Source organism: Mesorhizobium sp. M0019, assembly GCF_040323975.1.
GTDB lineage: Bacteria > Pseudomonadota > Alphaproteobacteria > Rhizobiales > Rhizobiaceae > Mesorhizobium.
In genome coordinates this window covers 404,326-423,805 of record NZ_JAMYVK010000001.1, presented here as the reverse complement: position 1 = coordinate 423,805, position 19,480 = coordinate 404,326, and the positions used below count along the sequence as shown (strand labels likewise).

General features: G+C 64.3%; 22 protein-coding genes. 10 read left to right on the top strand and 12 right to left on the bottom strand.

Annotation, left to right across the window (positions count from 1 at the left end; all coding sequences use genetic code 11):
- Positions 1-2: 2 nt before the first annotated feature.
- From rpmB to NKK47_RS02110, 3 genes are all read left to right on the top strand, one after another.
- The gene (rpmB, locus tag NKK47_RS02120) at positions 3-263 is read left to right on the top strand and encodes a 50S ribosomal protein L28 (protein WP_352574913.1); all 261 of its coding nucleotides are present in this window, start codon (positions 3-5) and stop codon (positions 261-263) included.
- Positions 264-344: 81 nt separating this feature from the next.
- Positions 345-1,025, top strand: a complete 681-nt coding sequence (locus tag NKK47_RS02115; RefSeq protein WP_352574911.1) for a queuosine precursor transporter — start codon at positions 345-347, stop codon at positions 1,023-1,025.
- Between the two features lie 62 nt (positions 1,026-1,087).
- A complete protein-coding gene (locus NKK47_RS02110) occupies positions 1,088-1,762 on the top strand; it encodes a polyamine aminopropyltransferase (protein WP_352574909.1) in 675 nt (224 codons plus the stop codon).
- Between the two features lie 56 nt (positions 1,763-1,818).
- Here the strand turns inward: NKK47_RS02110 and NKK47_RS02105 are convergent, their stop codons facing one another.
- From NKK47_RS02105 to NKK47_RS02080, 6 genes are all read right to left on the bottom strand, one after another.
- Positions 1,819-2,304 carry an SRPBCC family protein gene (locus NKK47_RS02105; protein ID WP_352570584.1) on the bottom strand — a complete coding sequence of 162 codons (486 nt, stop codon included), beginning with the start codon at positions 2,302-2,304 and terminating at the stop codon, positions 1,819-1,821.
- Positions 2,301-2,669 carry an ArsR/SmtB family transcription factor gene (locus NKK47_RS02100; RefSeq protein ID WP_352570585.1) on the bottom strand — a complete coding sequence of 123 codons (369 nt, stop codon included), beginning with the start codon at positions 2,667-2,669 and terminating at the stop codon, positions 2,301-2,303. Before NKK47_RS02100 ends, NKK47_RS02105 begins: the two co-directional genes overlap by 4 nt.
- Positions 2,670-2,857: 188 nt before the next feature.
- Positions 2,858-3,883, bottom strand: coding sequence for an esterase-like activity of phytase family protein (locus NKK47_RS02095; RefSeq protein ID WP_352570587.1), 1,026 nt, complete (start codon positions 3,881-3,883; stop codon positions 2,858-2,860).
- A complete protein-coding gene (gene cobT, locus NKK47_RS02090) occupies positions 3,880-5,778 on the bottom strand; it encodes a cobaltochelatase subunit CobT (protein WP_023677891.1) in 1,899 nt (632 codons plus the stop codon). The genes NKK47_RS02095 and cobT overlap by 4 nt, the downstream gene beginning before the upstream one ends.
- A gap of 11 nt (positions 5,779-5,789) precedes the next feature.
- Complete coding sequence (gene cobS / locus NKK47_RS02085; RefSeq protein WP_352451201.1) at positions 5,790-6,776, bottom strand: cobaltochelatase subunit CobS; 987 nt, start codon at positions 6,774-6,776, stop codon at positions 5,790-5,792.
- Positions 6,777-6,899: 123 nt separating this feature from the next.
- Positions 6,900-7,529 carry a J domain-containing protein gene (locus NKK47_RS02080; RefSeq protein WP_352574907.1) on the bottom strand — a complete coding sequence of 210 codons (630 nt, stop codon included), beginning with the start codon at positions 7,527-7,529 and terminating at the stop codon, positions 6,900-6,902.
- Positions 7,530-7,662: 133 nt separating this feature from the next.
- Here NKK47_RS02080 and NKK47_RS02075 point away from each other — a divergent pair, with 133 nt between their 5' ends.
- Positions 7,663-7,965 carry a BolA family protein gene (locus NKK47_RS02075; RefSeq protein ID WP_023677889.1) on the top strand — a complete coding sequence of 101 codons (303 nt, stop codon included), beginning with the start codon at positions 7,663-7,665 and terminating at the stop codon, positions 7,963-7,965.
- Positions 7,966-7,968: 3 nt separating this feature from the next.
- On the opposite strand, the gene NKK47_RS02070 is transcribed toward NKK47_RS02075, so the two are convergent.
- From NKK47_RS02070 to NKK47_RS02055, 4 genes are read right to left on the bottom strand one after another with little or no spacing between them, the layout of a single operon-like run.
- Positions 7,969-8,775, bottom strand: a complete 807-nt coding sequence (locus NKK47_RS02070; protein WP_023677888.1) for an alpha/beta hydrolase — start codon at positions 8,773-8,775, stop codon at positions 7,969-7,971.
- Between the two features lie 40 nt (positions 8,776-8,815).
- On the bottom strand, positions 8,816-9,712 hold the full coding sequence (locus NKK47_RS02065; protein ID WP_023677887.1) for an HlyC/CorC family transporter: 897 nt from the start codon (positions 9,710-9,712) through the stop codon (positions 8,816-8,818).
- Positions 9,709-10,851 (bottom strand): 3-dehydroquinate synthase, encoded by a 1,143-nt coding sequence (gene aroB, locus NKK47_RS02060; RefSeq protein WP_023677886.1) that lies wholly within the window; start codon positions 10,849-10,851, stop codon positions 9,709-9,711. The genes NKK47_RS02065 and aroB overlap by 4 nt, the downstream gene beginning before the upstream one ends.
- The gene (locus tag NKK47_RS02055; RefSeq protein ID WP_352457618.1) at positions 10,848-11,450 is read right to left on the bottom strand and encodes a shikimate kinase; all 603 of its coding nucleotides are present in this window, start codon (positions 11,448-11,450) and stop codon (positions 10,848-10,850) included. Before NKK47_RS02055 ends, aroB begins: the two co-directional genes overlap by 4 nt.
- A 158-nt stretch (positions 11,451-11,608) precedes the next feature.
- Between NKK47_RS02055 and NKK47_RS02050 the strand changes: the two genes are divergently transcribed.
- The 5 genes from NKK47_RS02050 (at position 11,609) to NKK47_RS02030 (ending at position 15,553) form a co-directional block, all read left to right on the top strand.
- Positions 11,609-11,758, top strand: a complete 150-nt coding sequence (locus tag NKK47_RS02050; protein WP_023677884.1) for a hypothetical protein — start codon at positions 11,609-11,611, stop codon at positions 11,756-11,758.
- A complete protein-coding gene (locus NKK47_RS02045; protein ID WP_023677883.1) occupies positions 11,755-12,672 on the top strand; it encodes a site-specific tyrosine recombinase XerD in 918 nt (305 codons plus the stop codon). The genes NKK47_RS02050 and NKK47_RS02045 overlap by 4 nt, the downstream gene beginning before the upstream one ends.
- A gap of 99 nt (positions 12,673-12,771) precedes the next feature.
- Positions 12,772-13,722: an acetyl-CoA carboxylase carboxyltransferase subunit alpha gene (locus tag NKK47_RS02040; protein ID WP_023677882.1), complete on the top strand. Its 951-nt coding sequence runs from the start codon at positions 12,772-12,774 to the stop codon at positions 13,720-13,722.
- 212 nt (positions 13,723-13,934) lie between these two features.
- Positions 13,935-15,260 carry a L,D-transpeptidase family protein gene (locus NKK47_RS02035; RefSeq protein WP_352574939.1) on the top strand — a complete coding sequence of 442 codons (1,326 nt, stop codon included), beginning with the start codon at positions 13,935-13,937 and terminating at the stop codon, positions 15,258-15,260.
- Between the two features lie 5 nt (positions 15,261-15,265).
- Entirely contained in the window at positions 15,266-15,553 is a 288-nt protein-coding gene (locus tag NKK47_RS02030; protein ID WP_352574904.1) for a sulfurtransferase TusA family protein, read from the top strand.
- A gap of 182 nt (positions 15,554-15,735) precedes the next feature.
- Here NKK47_RS02030 and NKK47_RS02025 read toward each other — a convergent pair whose 3' ends face one another.
- Together NKK47_RS02025 and NKK47_RS02020 are read right to left on the bottom strand one after the other, a co-directional pair.
- On the bottom strand, positions 15,736-16,845 hold the full coding sequence (locus NKK47_RS02025) for a CobW family GTP-binding protein (RefSeq protein WP_352574902.1): 1,110 nt from the start codon (positions 16,843-16,845) through the stop codon (positions 15,736-15,738).
- A gap of 4 nt (positions 16,846-16,849) precedes the next feature.
- Positions 16,850-18,028, bottom strand: coding sequence for a D-alanyl-D-alanine carboxypeptidase family protein (locus tag NKK47_RS02020; protein WP_352574937.1), 1,179 nt, complete (start codon positions 18,026-18,028; stop codon positions 16,850-16,852).
- Between the two features lie 270 nt (positions 18,029-18,298).
- Here NKK47_RS02020 and NKK47_RS02015 point away from each other — a divergent pair, with 270 nt between their 5' ends.
- Complete coding sequence (locus NKK47_RS02015; RefSeq protein ID WP_352574901.1) at positions 18,299-19,462, top strand: M20 aminoacylase family protein; 1,164 nt, start codon at positions 18,299-18,301, stop codon at positions 19,460-19,462.
- Positions 19,463-19,480 lie beyond the last annotated feature (18 nt).

Genomic DNA, 19,480 nt, shown 5'->3' with positions numbered 1-19,480 from the left:
TCATGTCCGGCAACAATGTGAGCCACGCCAACAACAAGACCAAGCGTCGCTTCCTGCCCAATCTCGTCAATGTGACGCTGATCTCGGAAGCGCTGAACCAGAATGTGCGCCTGCGCATTTCGGCCAACGCGCTGCGTTCGGTCGAGCATCGCGGCGGCCTCGATGCCTTCCTGGCCAAGGCCGATGCCAAGGAATTGTCGCAGCGCGCCCGCCTGTTGAAGAAGCAGATCGCCAAGAAGCTCGCCGAACAGCCGGCCGCCTGAGTTTTTCGGCGGCAGCCGCCTTCCAGGGCGTGATCCGGTTCCGGATCGCGTTCCGCTGGTTCCATTACCCAGGATAAAAAAATGACTTTCCTCTCGCGGTACCTGCCCTTCGTGGCGGCCATGGCGCTCGTCGTCGTGGCCTCGAACATCCTTGTGCAGTTCCCGATGCAGGGTTCAATCGGCGGGTTGTCGCTGGCTGACATCCTGACCTGGGGCGCCTTCACCTATCCGTTCTCCTTCCTGGTCACCGATCTCGCCAACCGCCGCTACGGCCCGGCGGTGGCGCGCAGGATCGTCTTTGTCGGCTTCATGACAGCGGTGGTCTGCTCGATCGTCATCCCACCGCTGCTGTTTCGCCACGGCCTGATCGAATTCGAGACCGCCGCCGACCGGCTGGTGCGCATTGCCGCGGCGTCGGGTGCCGCCTTCCTCACCGCTCAGTTGCTCGACGTCACCGTGTTCAACCGGCTGCGCCGGCAGAGCTGGTGGCGCGCGCCGATCGTCGGCACGCTGGTCGGCTCCGTTTTCGATACGGTGGTGTTTTTCACCGTCGCCTTCGCGGCGGCTTTCGCCTTCGCCGGGCCGAACGACGGCTTTGCGCTGGAAACCGCACCGCTGATGGGCGTGCTGCCGGTCGAGACGATGCGCTGGGTCTCCTGGGCGCTCGGCGATCTCAGCGTCAAGCTGGTCATAGCGGTGGTGGCGCTGATCCCCTACCGGCTGCTTGCCGCCCGCTGGAGCCAGCCGGCACTGGCGGCATAGAGCATGATCCCGAAAAGTGGGAACCGGTTTTCGGACAAGATCATGCTCAAAGACTATCGAGCATGATCCCCTGGCTTCAACTGGACTCGGCAAAAACGCCTGACGGCGGACAGGAACTCCGCCTGAAGCGGCGCGGCAGCGAATTCTCGATCATGCTTGGCGCGAACGAGCTTATGAATAGCCGGCTCAGCGGTTCCGAAGAGGCGCTGGCGAAACTGTCCTGTCAAAGGATTGCCGGCCGCCGGACCCCAAACATCCTGATCGGCGGCCTCGGCATGGGCTTTACCTTGCGCGCAGCGCTGGCCGAGCTCGGCGACGATGCGCAGGTCACCGTTGCCGAATTGGTGCCGGCGGTCGTGGCGTGGGCGCGCGGCCCGATGGCCGAAGTTTTCGACGGTTGCCTTGACGACCGGCGTGTCGGCATTCGCGAGGCCGATGTCGGGCAGCTCATTCGATCGCAAGCTTCGGCCTGGGACGCGATCCTGCTCGATGTCGACAACGGCCCCGAGGGCATCGTCTACAAGGCCAACGATGCGCTCTACGACGCAGCCGGCCTCAGCGCCGCACGCGCTGCGCTCAAACCCGGCGGTGTGCTGGCGGTCTGGTCGCAAGGCCCTGACGCAGCTTTCACCCGGCGGCTCAGGCAGGCCGGCTTCACGGTCGAGGAGGTCAAGGTGCGGGCTCACGGCAAGCGCGGCGCCCGTCACATCGTCTGGCTCGCGAGCAAAGGGCAATAGGCCACCTCGCAATCCGGGCGGGCCTTGTGGACGCCGCCCGGTACGCCCACGAACCTCTACTTCGCCTTCTGAAGCTCGGCGGCGAGCGCCTGCAGCAGCCCGCGTGTGCCCTCCTCGCGCCCTTGCGCTGAATCGACGCCATCGAAGAACGCACCCTGTTCGGTATAGGTCAGGCGGGTGCCCTCGCCGGAAGGTGCAAGCTCGACCGTGGTGAGCGACGCCGACAGCGGCTGCGCCCCGACCGCCATCCGGTATGAAAATACGATGCGCCGGTCAGGGACGATGTCCTGGAACTGCGCATCGAGCCTGATCTCCGGGCCGCCCTGGTAGCTGAACCGCGAAACCTCGCCGCCGCCGACACGGAAATCGAAGGTGAATTCGGCGATGGTGAAGCCGTCGCCTTCGACGCGCCAGCGCCGCACCGTCGCCTTGTCGGCAAAGGCGAAGAAGACGCGCTCGGGCGATTGCGGATAGGTCCGCTCGATCGTGAAGGTCGAATGGATGACGGAGTGCTCGTCGTTAACAGGGGCAATCTGGTTCATTTCTTTTCGTCCTTTTCCTGCTCGTGGATTGTTGCTTTCGATTGGTCAGTCTCCGCCAGGATCTGGCCGAGACGGTCGAGCTGGCGTTCGGCCGGCGTACGGCGCGCGGCGATCCAGTCGGCAAGCGGGGCTAGCCCGCCGGGCTCGATCCGGCAGGTGCGCACGCGCCCGATCTTTTCGCTGCGGATCAGCCCGCACGCTTCAAGCACCTGGAGGTGCTGGAGCACGGCGGCGAAGGTCATGCCGAACGGCTCCGCCAACTGGCTGACGGTGGCCGGCCCGCGGCTCAGCCTTTCCAGGATTGCCCGGCGCGTCGGCTCGGCAAGAGCCCGCAGGATGCTGTCGATCTCGGAATACTTAAGCATGGACTTGAGTATTTCGCCGATGACACAAATTGTCAAGTCACGGCTAAAGTATTTTTGCTGATGGTGAGAGCCGGCTGGAAAACCCGCGACGCGGGTCATTGCCAGGGGAAATTGCAAGGGAAATTGCCTGCGTTGCAAAACGGCGCGGAAACGCCAGCGATGCTGTCAGCCAGCAGGCCGGTCGCGCGTCAATCCTCGTGCAGCACAAATTCCAGGTAAAGATTGCGCTGCAGGATCGAGTGGTTGTCGTCGGACATCAGCGACACGATCAGCGCGCCATCGTCGCGGGTCCAGACGTCGAGCGCTTCCATGTTGTCGATCTGGTAGCCCATGTCGGCTTCGAGCAGCACCGGCCCGTCGGCGACGGCGCCCTTCTCGACGCTTTCGCCATATATGCGCCGCAGCCGCATCTTGACGCCGCCGGCCATCGAAAAACTGCGCTCCAGAAGCAACAGGTCGCCGTCCGGCAGGAAGGCGCCGTCGGTGATGTCGAAATCGCCATTGCGCTTGATGGTGAAGACGCCCTTGCGCGGCCCTTCGATGATCGCGGCAAAGATGTTGCCGGTCTTGTCGAGGCTCTTTTCCGACACCACGACCAGCCCGCCCGCGTGCTGCCCGTAAGGATGGGCGCGGGTGACGGTCTCGAAGCCGCGATTGCGGCGGAGTTCCCAGGCCGGGATCAGGAAGTCCAATTGCCTGAACGGCGCCTTCATGTCGTCCGGATCGATCTTGAACTCGGCGATACGGTGATCGCGCTCGAAACCGACCGTGGCAATGCCGTCCTTGACCGCGAGGCCTTCGGCATCGACCGCCCATTTCTCGTCGATCGGCTGGCCGGCCGCATCGACCATCTGCTGCATGCGAAAATTCTGGATGCCGGAAGGCCGCTTGTCGGCATCGTGGACGAGGGTGCCGAAGAACCAGAAGCCGGTGTCGGCGACGCCGATGAAATCGCTGCCTGGCTTGAGGAAACGAAGCGCCGACAGCGCGCCGAAATCGCGCGTCGACGAGGTCATTTCGAGCCCGCCGACGAATTCGAGCGGCCCGAACTGTTTTTCGTCATTGCCGATGCGAAACTGGGTTATGGGCCGGGCCGAGATTTCGGCCGGCTCGACCGAGGCCGGCCCGGCAGCGACAGCCGGGGCCAAAGTGATGCCGAACAACGCGATGGCGGCCAAAAGCTTCTGCCAAAAGCCGCCGCGGGAAAAAATCATCCGGCGCGCCGCATGCCGCCGCGCCGCGTGTCGCGCACGGTTTCCTCGGCGAACAGCGAGGCCAGCTGCTCGGTCATGGCGCCGGCCAGTTCTTCGGCATCGACGATGGTGACGGCGCGGCGATAGTAGCGGGTGACGTCGTGGCCGATGCCGATGGCCAAAAGCTCGACCGGCGAGCGCGTCTCGATGAGCTCGATGATGGCGCGCAGATGCCGCTCGAGATAATTGCCCGGATTGACCGACAGCGTCGAATCGTCGACCGGCGCGCCGTCCGAGATCATCATCAGGATCTTGCGCTGCTCCGGCCGCGCGATCAGCCGGTTGTGCGCCCACAGCAGCGCCTCGCCATCGATGTTTTCCTTGAGCAGGCCCTCGCGCATCATCAGGCCGAGGTTGCGGCGCGCCCGCCGCCACGGATGGTCGGCGGATTTGTAGATGATGTGGCGCAGATCGTTGAGCCGGCCGGGGTTCGGCGGCTTGCCTTCCTTCAGCCATTTCTCGCGCGCCTGCCCGCCCTTCCAGGCGCGGGTGGTGAAGCCGAGGATTTCGACCGAGACGCCGCAGCGTTCCAGCGTGCGCGCCAGGATGTCGGCGCAGGTGGCGGCGACTGTGATCGGCCGGCCGCGCATCGAACCCGAATTGTCGAGCACCAGCGACACCACCGTGTCGCGGAATTTGGTATCGCGCTCCTGCTTGAAGGACAAAGGCTGCATCGGGTCGATGACGACGCGCACCAGCCGTGCCGGATCGAGATAGCCTTCTTCGAGGTCGAAATCCCAGGAGCGGTTCTGCTGCGCCATCAGGCGGCGCTGCAGCCGGTTGGCCAGCCGCCCGACGACGCCGGAAAGGTTGGCGAGCTGCTTGTCGAGGAAGGCGCGCAGCCGGTCGAGCTCCTCCTCCTCGCACAGTTCCTCCGCACCTACGGTCTCGTCGAAGGCCGTGGTGAAGACCCTGTAGTCGATCTCTTTCGGCAGATTGGTGAAGGGATTGTCGTTGCGGCGCGCCTCGCCGGGCGTCTCCGCATCGGCGTCGTCATCGTCGGAGAGATCCTCGGCGGTGGCGTCGGAGGCCTCTGTCTCGGCCGATTGCTCGTCGTCCGACGATGCCTCTGTATCCTCGGACTGCGACTGCTCGGAGCCCGAATCGTCTTCGCCGCCCTCCTCGCTCTGCTCCTCGCCTTGCGGCTGGTTTTCGTCGTTGTCCTCCGAGTCTTCCGTCTCCTGGTCATCGCCGAGCTCCTCGGCCATTTCCATGGAGGCGAGCATCTCGCGCACCACGCGGGCGAACGCCTGCTGGTCGTCGAGCTTTGCCGACAGCCCGTCGAGATCGGCACTGGCCTTTTCCTCGACCCAAGGGCGCCAGAGATCGACCAGCCGTTCGCCGCTCTTCGGCACAGTGCGGCCGGTCAGCTTTTCGCGCACCATCAGCGCCAGCGCCTCCTCGATCGGCGCGTCGGCCTTGTCCTTGACGTCGATGAGGTTGGCCCTGGCGTATTTGTCCTCCAGCATCGAGCCGATATTGTCGGCGACGCCCTGCATGGCGCGGCTGCCGATCGCCTCCACCCGGGCCTGCTCGACCGCGTCATAGATGGCGCGGGCCTGCTTGCCTTCCGGTGCCAGCCTGGTGTGGATGCGCGCATCGTGGCAGGCGCGCTTCAGCGCCATGGAATCGCCGAGCCCGCGGGTGATGGCGATGTCGGCCTTTGATGCCTTCTTCGGCAATTCGGGCAGCCGGGCGCGGCTGCCGGCCAGCGCCGGCCGGTCCTTGGCGAAGCCGACCTCGAGATCCTTGTCGCCGGCAATGGCGCGCATGCAGACGGTGACGGCGCGCTTGAAGCTGTCATTCTCAGCGCCGGTCTTGGATTTGTTTCGCGTGTTGTCGCCCGGACCCGCCATCGAGACTCTGCTTAGCCCAGCACCACATTGGCAGCCGATTCCGGCAGATCTTCGCCGAAGGCGCGCTGATAGAATTCGGCGACCAGCGAGCGTTCCAGCTCGTCGCATTTGTTGAGGAAGGTCAGCCGGAACGCCATGCCGATATTGCCGAAGATTTCGGCATTCTCGGCCCAGGTGATAACCGTGCGCGGGCTCATAACCGTCGACAAATCGCCGTTGATGAAGGCCGAGCGCGTCATGTCGGCGACGCGCACCATCTTGTTGACGATCTCCTTGCCCTTGCCATCGCGGTAGTGCTTGGCCTTGGCCAGCACGATGTTCACTTCATTGTCGTGCGGCAGGTAGTTCAGCGTGGTGACGATCGACCAGCGGTCCATCTGCGCCTGGTTGATCTGCTGGGTGCCGTGGTAGAGGCCGGTGGTGTCGCCCAGCCCAACCGTGTTGGCGGTCGAAAACAGCCGGAAGGCCGGGTGCGGGCGGATGACCCGGCTCTGGTCGAGCAGCGTCAGCCGGCCCGACGATTCCAGCACGCGCTGGATGACGAACATCACGTCCGGACGGCCGGCATCGTACTCGTCGAAGCACAGTGCGACATTGTGCTGGTAGGCCCAGGGCAGGATGCCGTCGCGGAATTCGGTGATCTGCAGCCCGTCCTTGACCACGATGGCGTCCTTGCCGACGAGGTCGATACGGCTGACATGGCTATCGAGATTGACACGCACGCAGGGCCAGTTGAGGCGGGCGGCGACCTGTTCGATATGCGTCGACTTGCCGGTGCCGTGGTAACCGGACACCATGACCCGGCGATTGTAGGCAAAGCCGGCGAGGATCGCCATGGTCGTGTTCTTGTCGAACAGGTAGTCCGGATCGATGTCGGGGACATGCTCGCTCGTCACCGCATAGGCCGGCACCACCATCTTGGAGTCGAAGCCGAATGTCTCCTTCACCGACACCGTGGTGTCGGGCAGGTTGGCGATGTCGCGATCGACCTTGTTCATCTCTATCAACGTCTCCACAAGCGAAACGCCGCGTTTCGCCGGCAATCGATTTTGTTCGGGGGCGGTCTTAGAGCCTTTTCCAACCTTATGAAAGTTGGAAAGCGACACGAACCGTATGGTCGCTCAGCCCAAACCTGCCTGCTTGAGCACGCGATACGCCTGGAGCACATCGCGGAACCGGTCTTCCGAACCTCTGTCGCCGCCATTCGCATCCGGGTGGTGGCGTTTCACAAGTTCCTTATAGCGCGCCTTGATATCCTTGCCAGTTGCCTTTGTATCAAGGCCAAGCGTTTCCAGTGCCTTGGCCTCAAGCGGCTTGGCCTTGCGCTCGCGTGCTTCGCGCGGGTCTTTCGGGCCTTTGAACAGGTCGAACGGATCGCGCATGCGATTGTAGTAGCCGGCGCGACCGGAGCGCGCCTGGGCAAAGTCCGGCGAGGAGCGGGTCGAGGCGCCGTTGACGCCCATTTTCCAGGTCGGCCGATGGCCGGTCATGGCTTCCTTCTGGAAGCGGGCGATCTCGGTGTCGGGAACGCCCGAGAAATAATTGAAGCCTTTGTTGTACTCGCGCACATGGTCGAAGCAGAACTGGAAATACTCGCCTTCCTTCATCCGTCCGACCGGGGCACGGTGGGTACCGGCCTCCTTGCAGCCATCCCACTGGCAGATCGGCGAACGCGACTTCAGCTCCGCGTCCTTCTCCGGGCGGATGCGAATCTTCTCGAAATATTTTGGGTACGGCTTCATCTCACCCATTTATGGGCTGTTCGCTGATGCGAAACAAGAATTGACATTTTCGCGATGATCGCCCTAACCGCTGAATCGCGGCATAAAACCGGCGAATTGCGAATTTTGTGCGATGACATAGATGTGGTGAAGGGAAGCGGCGATGTCCATACAGGCAACGATGGAAGGTAAGCTGAAAAAGGCGTTTTCGCCGGAACGGCTGGACGTCATCAACGAAAGCCATCTCCATGCCGGGCATCATCATGTGGATTCCGGCCATCACGCCACCTTCGACGGCACTGGCGAGACGCATTTCCGCGTCCGGATCGTCGCCCCCGCCTTTGCCGGCATGAGCCGCGTCGAACGTCACCGCGCAGTCAACGATCTGCTGGCCGAGGAGTTGAAATCCGGCGTCCACGCCCTGGCAATCGAGCCGGTGGCGCCCGGTGAAAAGACCCGCTGGTAAATTTCAGCCGAGGCTCGCCCTCAGGAAGGCCATCACCGCTGCGGTCAATGCATCGCCTTCGGTGCCGAAGTCGCGATTGATCGACATGTGCGAATAGTCGCTGCCGTCGAACAGCGTGACCTTGGTTCCGGTGGCGCGCAGACGCTCGGCGAAGGCCTGCGCGTCCGCCGCGCGGGCTTTCGCGCGCGAATGGGCGATGAAGGTCGGCGGGTGCTTGCGGCCTTCCACATAGGTGACAGGCGACAGCGCGCGCCACTGCGCCGGATCGGGAAAGGCGCGGGCATAGACCCCTGCCATGCCGCCGCTTCTGGCCAGCGCCTCCAGATCGTAGGCCCTGGTGTCGTCGAGAACCAGCGCCGCGACGCCGGGCAGGCCGCCGCGCAGCCCGGTCAATGCGACGAGATGGCAGCCGGCCGAATGGCCCATGGCGACGATCCGGTCCGGATCGCCGCCATGCCTGGCGATGTTGGCGCGGACGTAACGATAGGCCAGTTCGACATCTGCCGCCTGGGTGGCGACGTCGGCTTCAGGCAGCATCCGGTAGTCGATCGAGACGAAGCCGAAGCCATTGTCGAGCAGGAAACCAGGCTTGGAATTGACATTGTTGCGGTTGCCGACCCGCCAGGCGCCGCCATGGACGAAGAAGACGACCGGCAGGCCGCTTGCGCCATCGCGGGAATAGATGTCGAGCTTGGCCGGCCCATAGTCGAAGGTTTCGGGCGACGGCGAACGCAGCCGCAATGCCGCCGCCTGTCCCGGCAGCAGCGCCGCCATCGACGCCAGAAGCAGGCTTCGCCGATCGATCGTCATCAACTCCTGACTGCCCACGGCTGCCACAAGGTGCGCACTGTCATTCTCCAAGCATCGCCGGCTTGATCCTCAGCCGCGCGATACGGTTCTTGTCGCGCTTCATGACGACGAAGCGCTTGCCGTGAAACGTAAAGGCCTGCTTTTCGTCCGGGATCGACTGCGCCTCGTGGATGACAAGGCCGGCGATGGTGGTGGCTTCCTCGTCCGGCAGGTTCCAGTCGAGCGCCCGGTTAAGGTCGCGGATCGGCACCGTGCCGTCGACGACGACGGAGCCGTCGGCCTCCTGCTTGACGCCCTGGATGTCGATGTCGTGCTCGTCGGCGATCTCGCCGACGATCTCCTCGATGATGTCTTCCAGCGTCACCAGCCCTTCGACCTCGCCATATTCGTCGACGACGATGGCGAAATGCGCCTTGCGGCGCAGGAAGGCATTGAGCTGCTCCTGAAGCGTCGTGGTGTCGGGCACGAACCACGGTTTCGACGCGATCTTCATCACGTCGATCCTGGAAAAATCGTTGCCGACCTCGTTCAGCGCGCGCAGCAGATCCTTCGCGTGCAGCACGCCGACAATGTTGTCGAGCGAACCCTTCCACAACGGCATGCGGGTGTGCGGGCTCTGCAGGATCTCGCGAACCACCGCTTCGGGCGGGTCGTCGGCGTTGACGGAGCGCATATTCGTGCGGTGGACCATGACGTCCGACACTTCGAGCTCCTCGAGGTCGAACAGGCCGCCGATGCGGGCGCGGTCCTCGCGCACCACCTGGCCGTCGCGGCGGAAATCGTCGACGGCGCCGCGCAGTTCCTCGCGCGCAGAGCGCTGCGGCTCGATGCGTTGCAGCTCGTAGCCGAAGGCGGCGAGCAGGCGCCGGCGCAAGACGAAGCCCAGCAGGCCGAGGCCGGCGAGCACGGCAGCCGCGATCCAGCCGGCCTGGCTCATCCCGGGCGGCTTTCCTGCCGACCCGGATGGTTCTCCCGGAGGAACGCCAGCACTTCCGAGGCCGGCACATCCCGGGCGATAAAGGCCTGGCCGATGCCGCGCGTCAGGATGAAGGTCAGCGCGCCGCGCGACACCTTCTTGTCCTGGGTGATGAAGGAGAACAGCGTCTCGGCATCGGGCAGTTCGCCGGGAATGTCGGCCATGCGCCAGGGCAGACCGACGGCGCGAAGATGCGCCTCGACACGCGCCGCGTCGTCGGGGCTCGCCAAATTGAGCCTTGACGAAAAGCGGTGCGCCAGCGCCATGCCGATGGCGACGCCCTCGCCATGCACGAGCCTTGCGCCGTCATAGCCGGTCGCCGCCTCCAGCGCATGACCTAAGGTGTGGCCGAGATTGAGCAACGCGCGGTCGCCGGTCTCGAACTCGTCGCGGGCAACGACGTCGGCCTTGGCACGACAGGCCTCGGCGATGGCCGCAGCCCGCTCCGGCCCGCCGGCAAACACTTGACGCCAGTTTTCTTCCAGCCAGGCGAAAAACTCGGGCCGGTCGATCAGCCCGTATTTGGCCAGTTCGGCATAGCCGGCGCGAAACTCGCGGATTGGCAGCGTGTCGAGCACTTCGGTGTCGGCCAGCACCAGCCTAGGCTGGTGGAATACCCCGACCAGGTTCTTGCCGCGCTTGCTGTTGATGCCGGTCTTGCCGCCGACGGAGGAATCGACCTGCGCCAGCAGCGAGGTCGGAACCTGCACGAAGTTCATGCCGCGCCGCGCGATGCCGGCGGCAAAGCCGGCGAGGTCGCCGACGACGCCGCCGCCGAGCGCGATGACGACGTCGCCGCGCTCCAGCTTGGCGGCCAGCACGCCGTCGACCACCTCTTCGAGATGCGCAAAGCTCTTGGTCTTTTCGCCTGGCGGCAACGTGATGACGGCATGTTGGATGCCACCGCTTGCCAGGCCGGCCGCAAGCGTCGCGAGATGCGCGGCCGCGACGTTTTCGTCGGTGACGACCGCCGCCCGCGTCCCCGGCAGACGGCGCGAAATCTCGGCGCCGGCGCGTGACAGCAGGCCGGGACCGATCAAAATATTGTAGGCACGCTCGCCAAGCCCGACTTCGACAGAGACCGTTGCATCAGCGCTCACGACCGCACCTCGTCAATATCGGCAACGCCGAGATGGCCGCGCAGCGCGTCCACCACTTCGGCGGCAATGATCTCCTTGCGGTCGTCGCGGGTCGGCACGACGACGTCGGCCGCGGCATAAACCGGGTAGCGTTCCGCCATCAGCCGTTCCAGCACGGCGCGTGGATCGGCGCTTTTCAGCAGCGGCCGGTTCTGTTTCTTGGAAACGCGCTCCATCAACAGGTCGATCTCGGCTTTCAGCCAAACCGACACCCCATGGCTGGCGATCGCCTCGCGCGTCTGCGCGTTCATGAAGGCGCCGCCGCCGGTCGACAGCACCTGCGGCCCGTGCTCCAGCACACGCAGGATGACGCGCTGCTCCAGTGCTCGGAACTCCGCCTCGCCATAGCGCTCGAACAGGTCCGGGACGCTCATGCGCGAAACAGTTTCGATCTCCTGGTCGCTGTCGATGAAGGGCAGTGCCAGCATCGCCGCCACCTTGCGGCCGATCGCCGTCTTGCCGGCGCCCATCAGCCCGACGAAGACGATGGAACGGCCGCCCAGCCGGCCGAGCAGCGCGGCATGGCTCTCGCCCGGAGGATTTGCTGGTAGCGCGTTCATGCTTCTAGGGCCTCTTTGGCGGCGTATCGACATCAAAAGCCTGTTTGCGTCAAGCGCGGCGCAACCGGGACTATGGGCTTCACCCTTGAATTGGCCGGATTGGCGTCTCATAAGGGCACAGGGTTGGAAATGCAGAATAAGACGACGGGCGAAAATTAATGCCAACACTGTTTCGCTTTGTCGTGACGCTCGCGATTCTGGCCGGCATTGTCTATGGCGCGATGTTCGCCCTGGTCATGTTTGTCGAGCCGAGGAAGGCGGAAATGAGCGTGCGTATCCCTCCGGAAAAGCTCAATCCCAAAAAATGAACAGCGCCGCCCGCATCGAAGCCTTCCTGGAGATGATGAGCGCCGAGCGCGGCGCGGCCGAAAACACGCTTTCCTCCTATCGCCGCGACCTCGAAGACGCTTCCGTCGGGATCGGCGGTGGGCTTGCCGCTGCCACCAGCGCCGACATCCGTACCTATCTCGACGACATCGCCGCGCGCGGCTTTGCCGCCACCTCGCAGGCGCGCAAATTGTCGGCGATCCGGCAGTTCTTCAAGTTCCTCTACGCCGAAGGCCTGCGGGGTGACGATCCGACCGGCACGCTGGACAGTCCGAGGAAAGGCCGGCCGCTGCCTAAGACGATGAGCGAGGCCGATACCGGCCGGCTGCTCGACCGCGCGGCGCAGGAGGCGGTGGACCCCTCCATGCATGACGGCGACAGGCTGGCGGCGCTGCGCCTGCACGCGCTGGTCGAGGTGCTCTACGCCACCGGCTTGCGCGTTTCGGAGCTGGTCGGCCTTCCCGTGACGGTGGCACAGCGCGACGACCGCTTCTTCATGGTGCGAGGCAAGGGCAACAAGGAGCGCATGGTGCCGCTGTCGGCCAAGGCGCGCACCGCGATGCGGACATGGCTTGCCGCACGGGGGGCGGTGCCGGCTCTTGCCGACAGCCCGTTCCTGTTTCCGGCTGCCTCCGACAGCGGCTATCTCTCGAGACAGGTCTTTGCCCGCGAGCTGAAAGAGCTTGGCGCTCGGGCCGGCATTGCCACGGCGAAGATATCGCCGCATGTGCTGCGCCATGCTTTCGCCAGCCATCTGCTGCAGAACGGCGCTGATCTCAGGGCCGTGCAGCAGTTGCTTGGCCATGCCGATATTTCAACGACGCAGATCTACACGCATGTGCTGGAGGAGCGGCTGGTGCGTCTGGTCAACGATCATCATCCGCTTGCCGACTAGGCGTCATGCCGCTATGTGAGAACGACGTTCCACCGCGCCCAGCCTGCATTTTCAGGCTTGCGTCAGTCATTGCCTTCCGACTTGCCGGTCCGCCCAAGAATGTACAATTACCTCGATTTCGAAAAGCCTGTGCAGGATCTCGAAGGCAAGATCCTTGAGCTGAAGAAGCTTGCCGAGAACGGCGAGGCGGTCGATGTCGGCGATGAGATCGCCCGTCTCGAGAAGCGCTCGCGCGATGCGCTGCGCGACGCCTACAAGGCGCTGACGCCGTGGCAGAAGGTGCAGGTGGCGCGCCATCCGGACAGGCCGCATTGCATCGACTACATCAAGGGCCTGCTTACCGATTTCACGCCGCTCGCCGGCGACCGCAATTTCGGCGAGGACCAGGCGATCGTCGGCGGCTTCGCCCGCTTCCGTGGCGAGCCGGTGGCGATCCTCGGCCAGGAAAAAGGTTCCGACACGGCAAGCCGGCTGAAGCATAATTTCGGCTCGGTCCGGCCGGAGGGCTACCGCAAGGCGGTGCGGCTGATGGAACTCGCCGACCGCTTCCAAATCCCGCTGCTGACGCTGGTCGACACTGCCGGCGCCTATCCCGGCGTCAACGCCGAAGAGCGCGGCCAGGCGGAAGCCATCGCCCGCTCGACCTCGGCCTGCCTTGGCCTGAAGGTGCCGTCGATCTCGGTGGTGATCGGCGAAGGCGGCTCCGGCGGCGCCATAGCGATCGCCACCGCCAACCGCGTCTACATGCTCGAACACGCCATCTATTCGGTGATCTCGCCGGAGGGCGCCGCCTCGATCCTGTGGCGCGACACCACGCGGTCCAAGGACGCGGCGACCAACATGAAGATCACGGCGCAGGACCTGCTGGAGCTGAAGATCATCGACGCCATCATTGCCGAGCCGCTCGGCGGTGCCCATCGCGCCCCCGAAACGGTGATCGCCGCAACCGGCGACCACATCGCCAGGACGATGAAGGAATTCTCCGGCGCCAACACCGATTTCCGCGAGCATCGCCGCGAGAAATACCTGGCGATGGGCCGCAATCTATAACATCCGGCAGGCACGCGGCCCGAAATGTGGCGGCGTGAACCAGTTTCGCCACAAAAATGCCGCCGCATTCGGCTCAGTGGGGTTGCCGTAAGGGGACGCGCCAGCATGATTGCGGTAAGGAATTTTCAAGGTTAACGGGCTTAGGGTCCGTCAGTGGTCAGTTTAGCAGCCGCGGCATCCGCGGTGCAGAGATGAAGACGATAGCCATATCCATGTTTGCCAAGCTTGCCCGCACCGGAGTTCTGATCGCTGCGATCGGCGTCGCCGGTTGCAATGATGCTTCGATGAAGGATTTTGCGCCGCAAGCCAACAAGCCGCTGCCGGACAAGATCCTGGCCGAGATGAAGGCCAAGGGCATGGTCCGCACCTCCTCGGTGATGGCCCGCATCTTCAAGGAAGAAGGCAAGCTCGAAATCTGGAAGGCCAAGACCAACGGCCGCTACGACCTGGTCGCCAGCTACGACATCTGCAAATGGTCGGGCAAGCTCGGGCCGAAGTTCACCGAAGGCGACCGCCAGGCGCCGGAAGGCTTTTACACGGTCCGCCCGGCACAGATGAACCCGCGGTCGAATTACCACCTGTCCTTCAATATCGGCTACCCGAACGCCTATGACCGCGCCAATGGCCGCACGGGTTCCAACCTGATGGTCCATGGCGCCTGCTCGTCGTCGGGCTGCTATTCGATGACCGACGCGCAGATCGAGCAGATCTACGCCTTCGGCCGCGACGCCTTCCAGGGCGGCCAGACCGAATTCCAGATCCAGGCTTTTCCGTTCCGCATGACCGCCGCCAACATGGCGCGTTACCGCAACGACCCGAACTACGAATTCTGGAAGATGCTGAAGGTCGGCTACGACAATTTCGAAGTCACCAAGGTGCCGCCGAAAGTCGACGTCTGCGAGAAGCGCTACGTCTTCAACCAGGTTGCGGCCGACGGCTCGACCTTTAATCCGACCGGCGCTTGCCCTGCGACCACCCAGCCCGATTCGCTGAAGAGCGCCATCAACGCCTATCAAAGCACCTATGAGGCGGCCTTCAACGGCGCCATGAAGGCCAGCGTGCCGGCACCCAAGCCGACCATCGCCGGGATCAAGGAAGCCAGCATCGTTTCCGACTGGTCGAAACGGCGTGCGCGCGGCGAACGCGTTCCGATCGAGCCGCCCTCGCTCAACCCGGACGGCACCGTGGCCGAAACGGCGCGCATGGGCCGCATCGATTCGCCGGCGGGCCGCAAGATGGCGGCGCTCGATGCCGAAAAGGCCGCCAAGCAGAAGGCCGAGGAACAAAGGCTTGCCGCCATAGAAGCGGCCAAGGCCGCGAAAGAGGCAGCCAAGGCACAGGCCTTGGCCGAGAAGGAAGCTGCCAAAGCCCAGCCGCTCGCCGAAAAGGAAGCTGCCAAGACCGCCGCCGAGATGCCTGTCGCCACCGCCACCGTAGCGCCATCGGAAGCCGCCCCGGCAGTCGAAACGCAGGCTGCGGACGCCGAAAGCACGGCGACAAGGTTGAAGAAAAAGCTGCTCGGCATGTTTGGCGGCTGAACTTCATGCTTGAGCAAGAAGATGGGGGCCAAGAACACAGGCCCTCAACTAGCCCCGCCGCCGTCTACGACCTCAAAGGCTTGAACTGCCCGTTGCCGGTGCTCAAGGCAAAAAAGCGCCTGGCCGCAATGCAGCCGGGCAGCCGGCTGTGGCTCGAAACCACCGACCCGCTCGCCGTCATCGACATTCCCGCCTTCTGCGCCGAGAGCGGCCATCGGCTGATCGAAACGGCGGCGGCGTCAGGCGGCCACCGCTTCCTGGTCGAGCGCGGGATCGGCTGCGTCTCGACTTAGCTCGTTCGGGCGAAAGCGGCTGAGCGGGATAATCTCCCCCCTTGAGGGGGAGATGGCCGGCAGGCCAGAGGGGGTTGCCGCGCGTGAAGCGCCAACCTTTTCTTTCGTCCCACAGGGGGTCGCGCCAGCCGAGGCGACCCCCTCTGTCGCCTTCGGCGACATCTCCCCCTCAAGGGGGGAGATCACGATCCGGCAATAGCCAGCGGGTTGCTTTCCAGTGCTGCGCGATCCGGCGTGTCGATCGACGGCCGGTTGGTGAAGGCGGCGAACAGCCGCCGGACATAGTCTTCGGGCATGTCGAGCGTGATCAGCACCAGTCTGGTGCCGCGCTGGCTGTCCGGCCAGGCCGGCAGTTGCACCGGCGGATGCAGGATCTTCTGCACGCCATGGATAACCAGCGGCCGCGACGGGTCTTCTGCAAGCTCGATGACGCCTTTCATCCGCAAAAGGCGCTCGCCATGCGCCGAGCGCAACAGATCGAGGAACATCTCGATTGCCGAAAACGGCACCGGCCCGTCATGAACCAGCGAATACGAACGCACGCGGGAATCGTGCCTGTGGTCATGGTGATCATGGTCGGCATGGTCATGCCCGTCGTGATCATGCCCGTGGTCATGGTCGTGGCCGGCTTCTTCGCCGAGCCAACGCTGCACATCGACGGATTTGGTGGCCGGATTGTAGAGGCCGCTATCGAACAGGGTCGCGGTGCTTGCCTCGCCCGCGTCGAGCACCACGGCGCCCGGGTTGAGCTGCCTGAGCCGCGCCCGCAACGCCTCGACATCGCCTGCATCCGTGTTCAGGTCGGCCTTGCTGAGCACGATGCGATCGGCGACGGCCACCTGCTTCACCGCCTCGACATGCGCATCGAGCGTCGCATTGCCGTTGACGGCATCGACCAGGGTGATGACGCCGTCGAGCCGGAAGGCCTGGACCAGGGCCGGGTGTGCCATGATCGACTGCAGTACGGGGGCGGGATCGGCGAGCCCGGTGGTCTCGACGACGACGCGGGCAAGCCGGTCGATGCGGCCGGTCTGCAGGCGGTCGACGAGGTCAGCCAGCGTGTCGACCAGCTCGCCGCGCACCGTGCAGCAGAGACAGCCGTCGGAGAGCTGGATGATGCCGTCGGAGGCCTGCTCGACCAGGAGATGGTCGATCGCCACCTCGCCGAACTCGTTGATGATGACGGCGGTGTCGGCGAGCGCCGGATCCCGGAGCAGCCGGTTGAGCAGCGTCGTCTTGCCGGCACCGAGAAAGCCGGTGAGCACCGAAACGGGGATCGGGAAGCCGGCCATGCGGCTAGTTCAGCGCCTTGGCCGGCTGCTGGATCTGCGCGGCGGTGGCGGATCCGGCCACAACTGGCTCGGCGCCGGCCGGCGGCGCCCGGTCCGGCCGCCATGTCGGCAGCGGCACGTCGGCATATTCCTGCCCGGAGGCGTCGAGCATCGCCTTCGGCTTCGGTCCCGTGGCGCCGCCGAGGCCGACGGCGATCAGCGTCGGCACATGGTCGAGCTTTTCCTGATAGGGCGATTTCGGCACGTCCTTGCCCTTGTCGCCGACCGCGGGGGCGGCTTCCGACTGCTCCTCGACCGGCTTCTTCTTGCAGATTTCGTCGTTCATGTCGTTGGCCGACATGGTGTCGCCATAGGCGGGCAGCGCCGCTACCGTCAGCCAGCTCGGCGCCGGCGTTGCAAAGCCCTGGTCGAGCAATTTTGCCGCCGCCTCGGCGCGGGTGACGGCCGATTGCTCGCCGAGCACTACGGCGACCAGGGTGCGGCCGTTGCGGGTCGCCGAGCCGATCATGTTGAAGCCGGACGAGCAGACGAAACCCGTCTTCATGCCGTCGGCACCCGGATAGCGGCCGATCAGCAGGTTGTAGTTGGAGATCGCCTTCTTGCCGACGGCAAGGCCTTCGATCGAGAACCAGGGGGCATATTGCGGAAATTCCTTGCGAATCGCCATCACCAGCAAAGCGAGATCGCGCGCTGTCGTATACTGGTCCGGCGAATAGAGCCCGTTCGGATTGACGAAATGGGACCCGCTCATGCCGAGCCTCTGCGCTTCGGCGTTCATGCGTTCGGCGAAAGCCGCTTGCGAACCGCCGATATTCTCGCCGACCGCCATGGCGATATCGTTGGCCGATTTGACCAGCATCATCTTCAGCGCATTGTCCAACCGCATCACCGAGCCCGGCTTGAAGCCCATCTTGCTCGGCGGCTCGCCGGCAGAATGTTTCGTTACCTTGATCGGCGAATCGAGCTGGACCTCGCCCGCGGCAATCGCACGAAACGCCACATAGGCGGTCATCAGCTTGGTCAGCGAAGCCGGGTACCAGCGCCTGAACGCCTCCTGGTGCTGCAGGATCTTGCCGCTGTTCAGGTCGAACAGGATTGTCGGATTGGCCAAGGCAGGCCCGGCCAGCGACGCAAGCACCACCGTGCCCGCCACCAACAGTTTGAGGAAATGCCTGTAGCGCATCATGAAAACCGAAATAGCCTCTTGCCGCAGTCCCACCTGGCTCCGTAAGATTTCGTTACACGATCGCCAGGATAATGGTCCGGCCCTCTGTTCCCGGACCACAGTCGCGGTGCTATTTACTCTATGTGACGTCAACATGGCAAAGTGCTGCCGATCACAATGTGGAAGCAGCAGCACAATGCAAAGCAGCGTGCATGGTTGCAAGGCAGCAGGCACAATTGCAAAGCAGCAGGCCAAGACCGCCTGCTCCAACAGCGAAATGGAACCATCATGCCGATCCTGAACCGAGCCGCCGAAATGCAGGACGAGGTGGCCGGCTGGCGCCGCCATTTGCACCAGACGCCGGAGCTGAATTTCGACGTCTTCAAGACCGCCGCTTTCGTCACCGAGAAGCTGAAGGCTTTCGGCTGCGACGATATCGTGACGGGTTTGGGCAAGACCGGCGTCGTCGGCATCATCCGCGGCCGCCACGGCGAAGGCTCGACCATCGGCCTGCGCGCCGACATGGATGCCCTGCCGCTCAACGAGATCACCGGCAAATCCTATGCTTCGACCGTCCCCGGCAAGATGCACGCCTGCGGTCATGACGGCCACACCGCGATGCTGTTGGGTGCCGCCAAATACCTCGCCGAAACGCGCAATTTCGCCGGCTCCGTCGCGGTCATCTTCCAGCCGGCCGAAGAGGGCGGCGGCGGCGGCAACGAGATGGTCAAGGACGGTATGATGGAGCGCTTCGGTATCTCCAAGGTTTTCGGCATGCACAACATGCCGGGCCTGCCGGTCGGCCAGTTCGCCATCAGGCCCGGCCCGATCATGGCGGCGACCGCCGAATTCACCATCACCGTCAAGGGCCGGGGCGGCCACGCGGCGATGCCGCACGGCACCATCGATCCGATCGTCATCACCAGCCAGCTCGTCGGCGCATTGCAGACGATCGCCTCGCGCAGCACCGATCCGGTCGAGGCGGTGGTCGTCTCGGTGACGAAATTCCACGCCGGCGACGCCTATAACGTCATTCCCGAGACCGCCGAGATCGCCGGCACCGTACGCACGCTGAAGAGGGAAGTCGCCAAGAAGGCCGAAGAGCGCATCCGCGCACTTTGCCAAGGCCTGGGCGCTGCCTTCGGCGCGACAATCGAGGTTGATTACAATGCCAATTACCCCGTCACCTTCAACCATCCAGAAGAGACGGTCTTTGCCAGCGACATCGCGGCCGACGTCGCCGGCGACAGCCATGTGCACCGCGCGATCCAGCCGGTGATGGGCGGCGAGGATTTCTCCTACATGCTTGAAGCGCGGCCGGGCGCCTTCATCTTCATCGGCAATGGCGATACCGCCGGCCTGCACAACCCAGCCTACGACTTCAACGACGAGGTCATCCCGCACGGCATGAGCTATTGGGTGAAGCTGGCGGAAACAGCGCTGGCGGCGTAGCCATTCGGCATCGGCGGT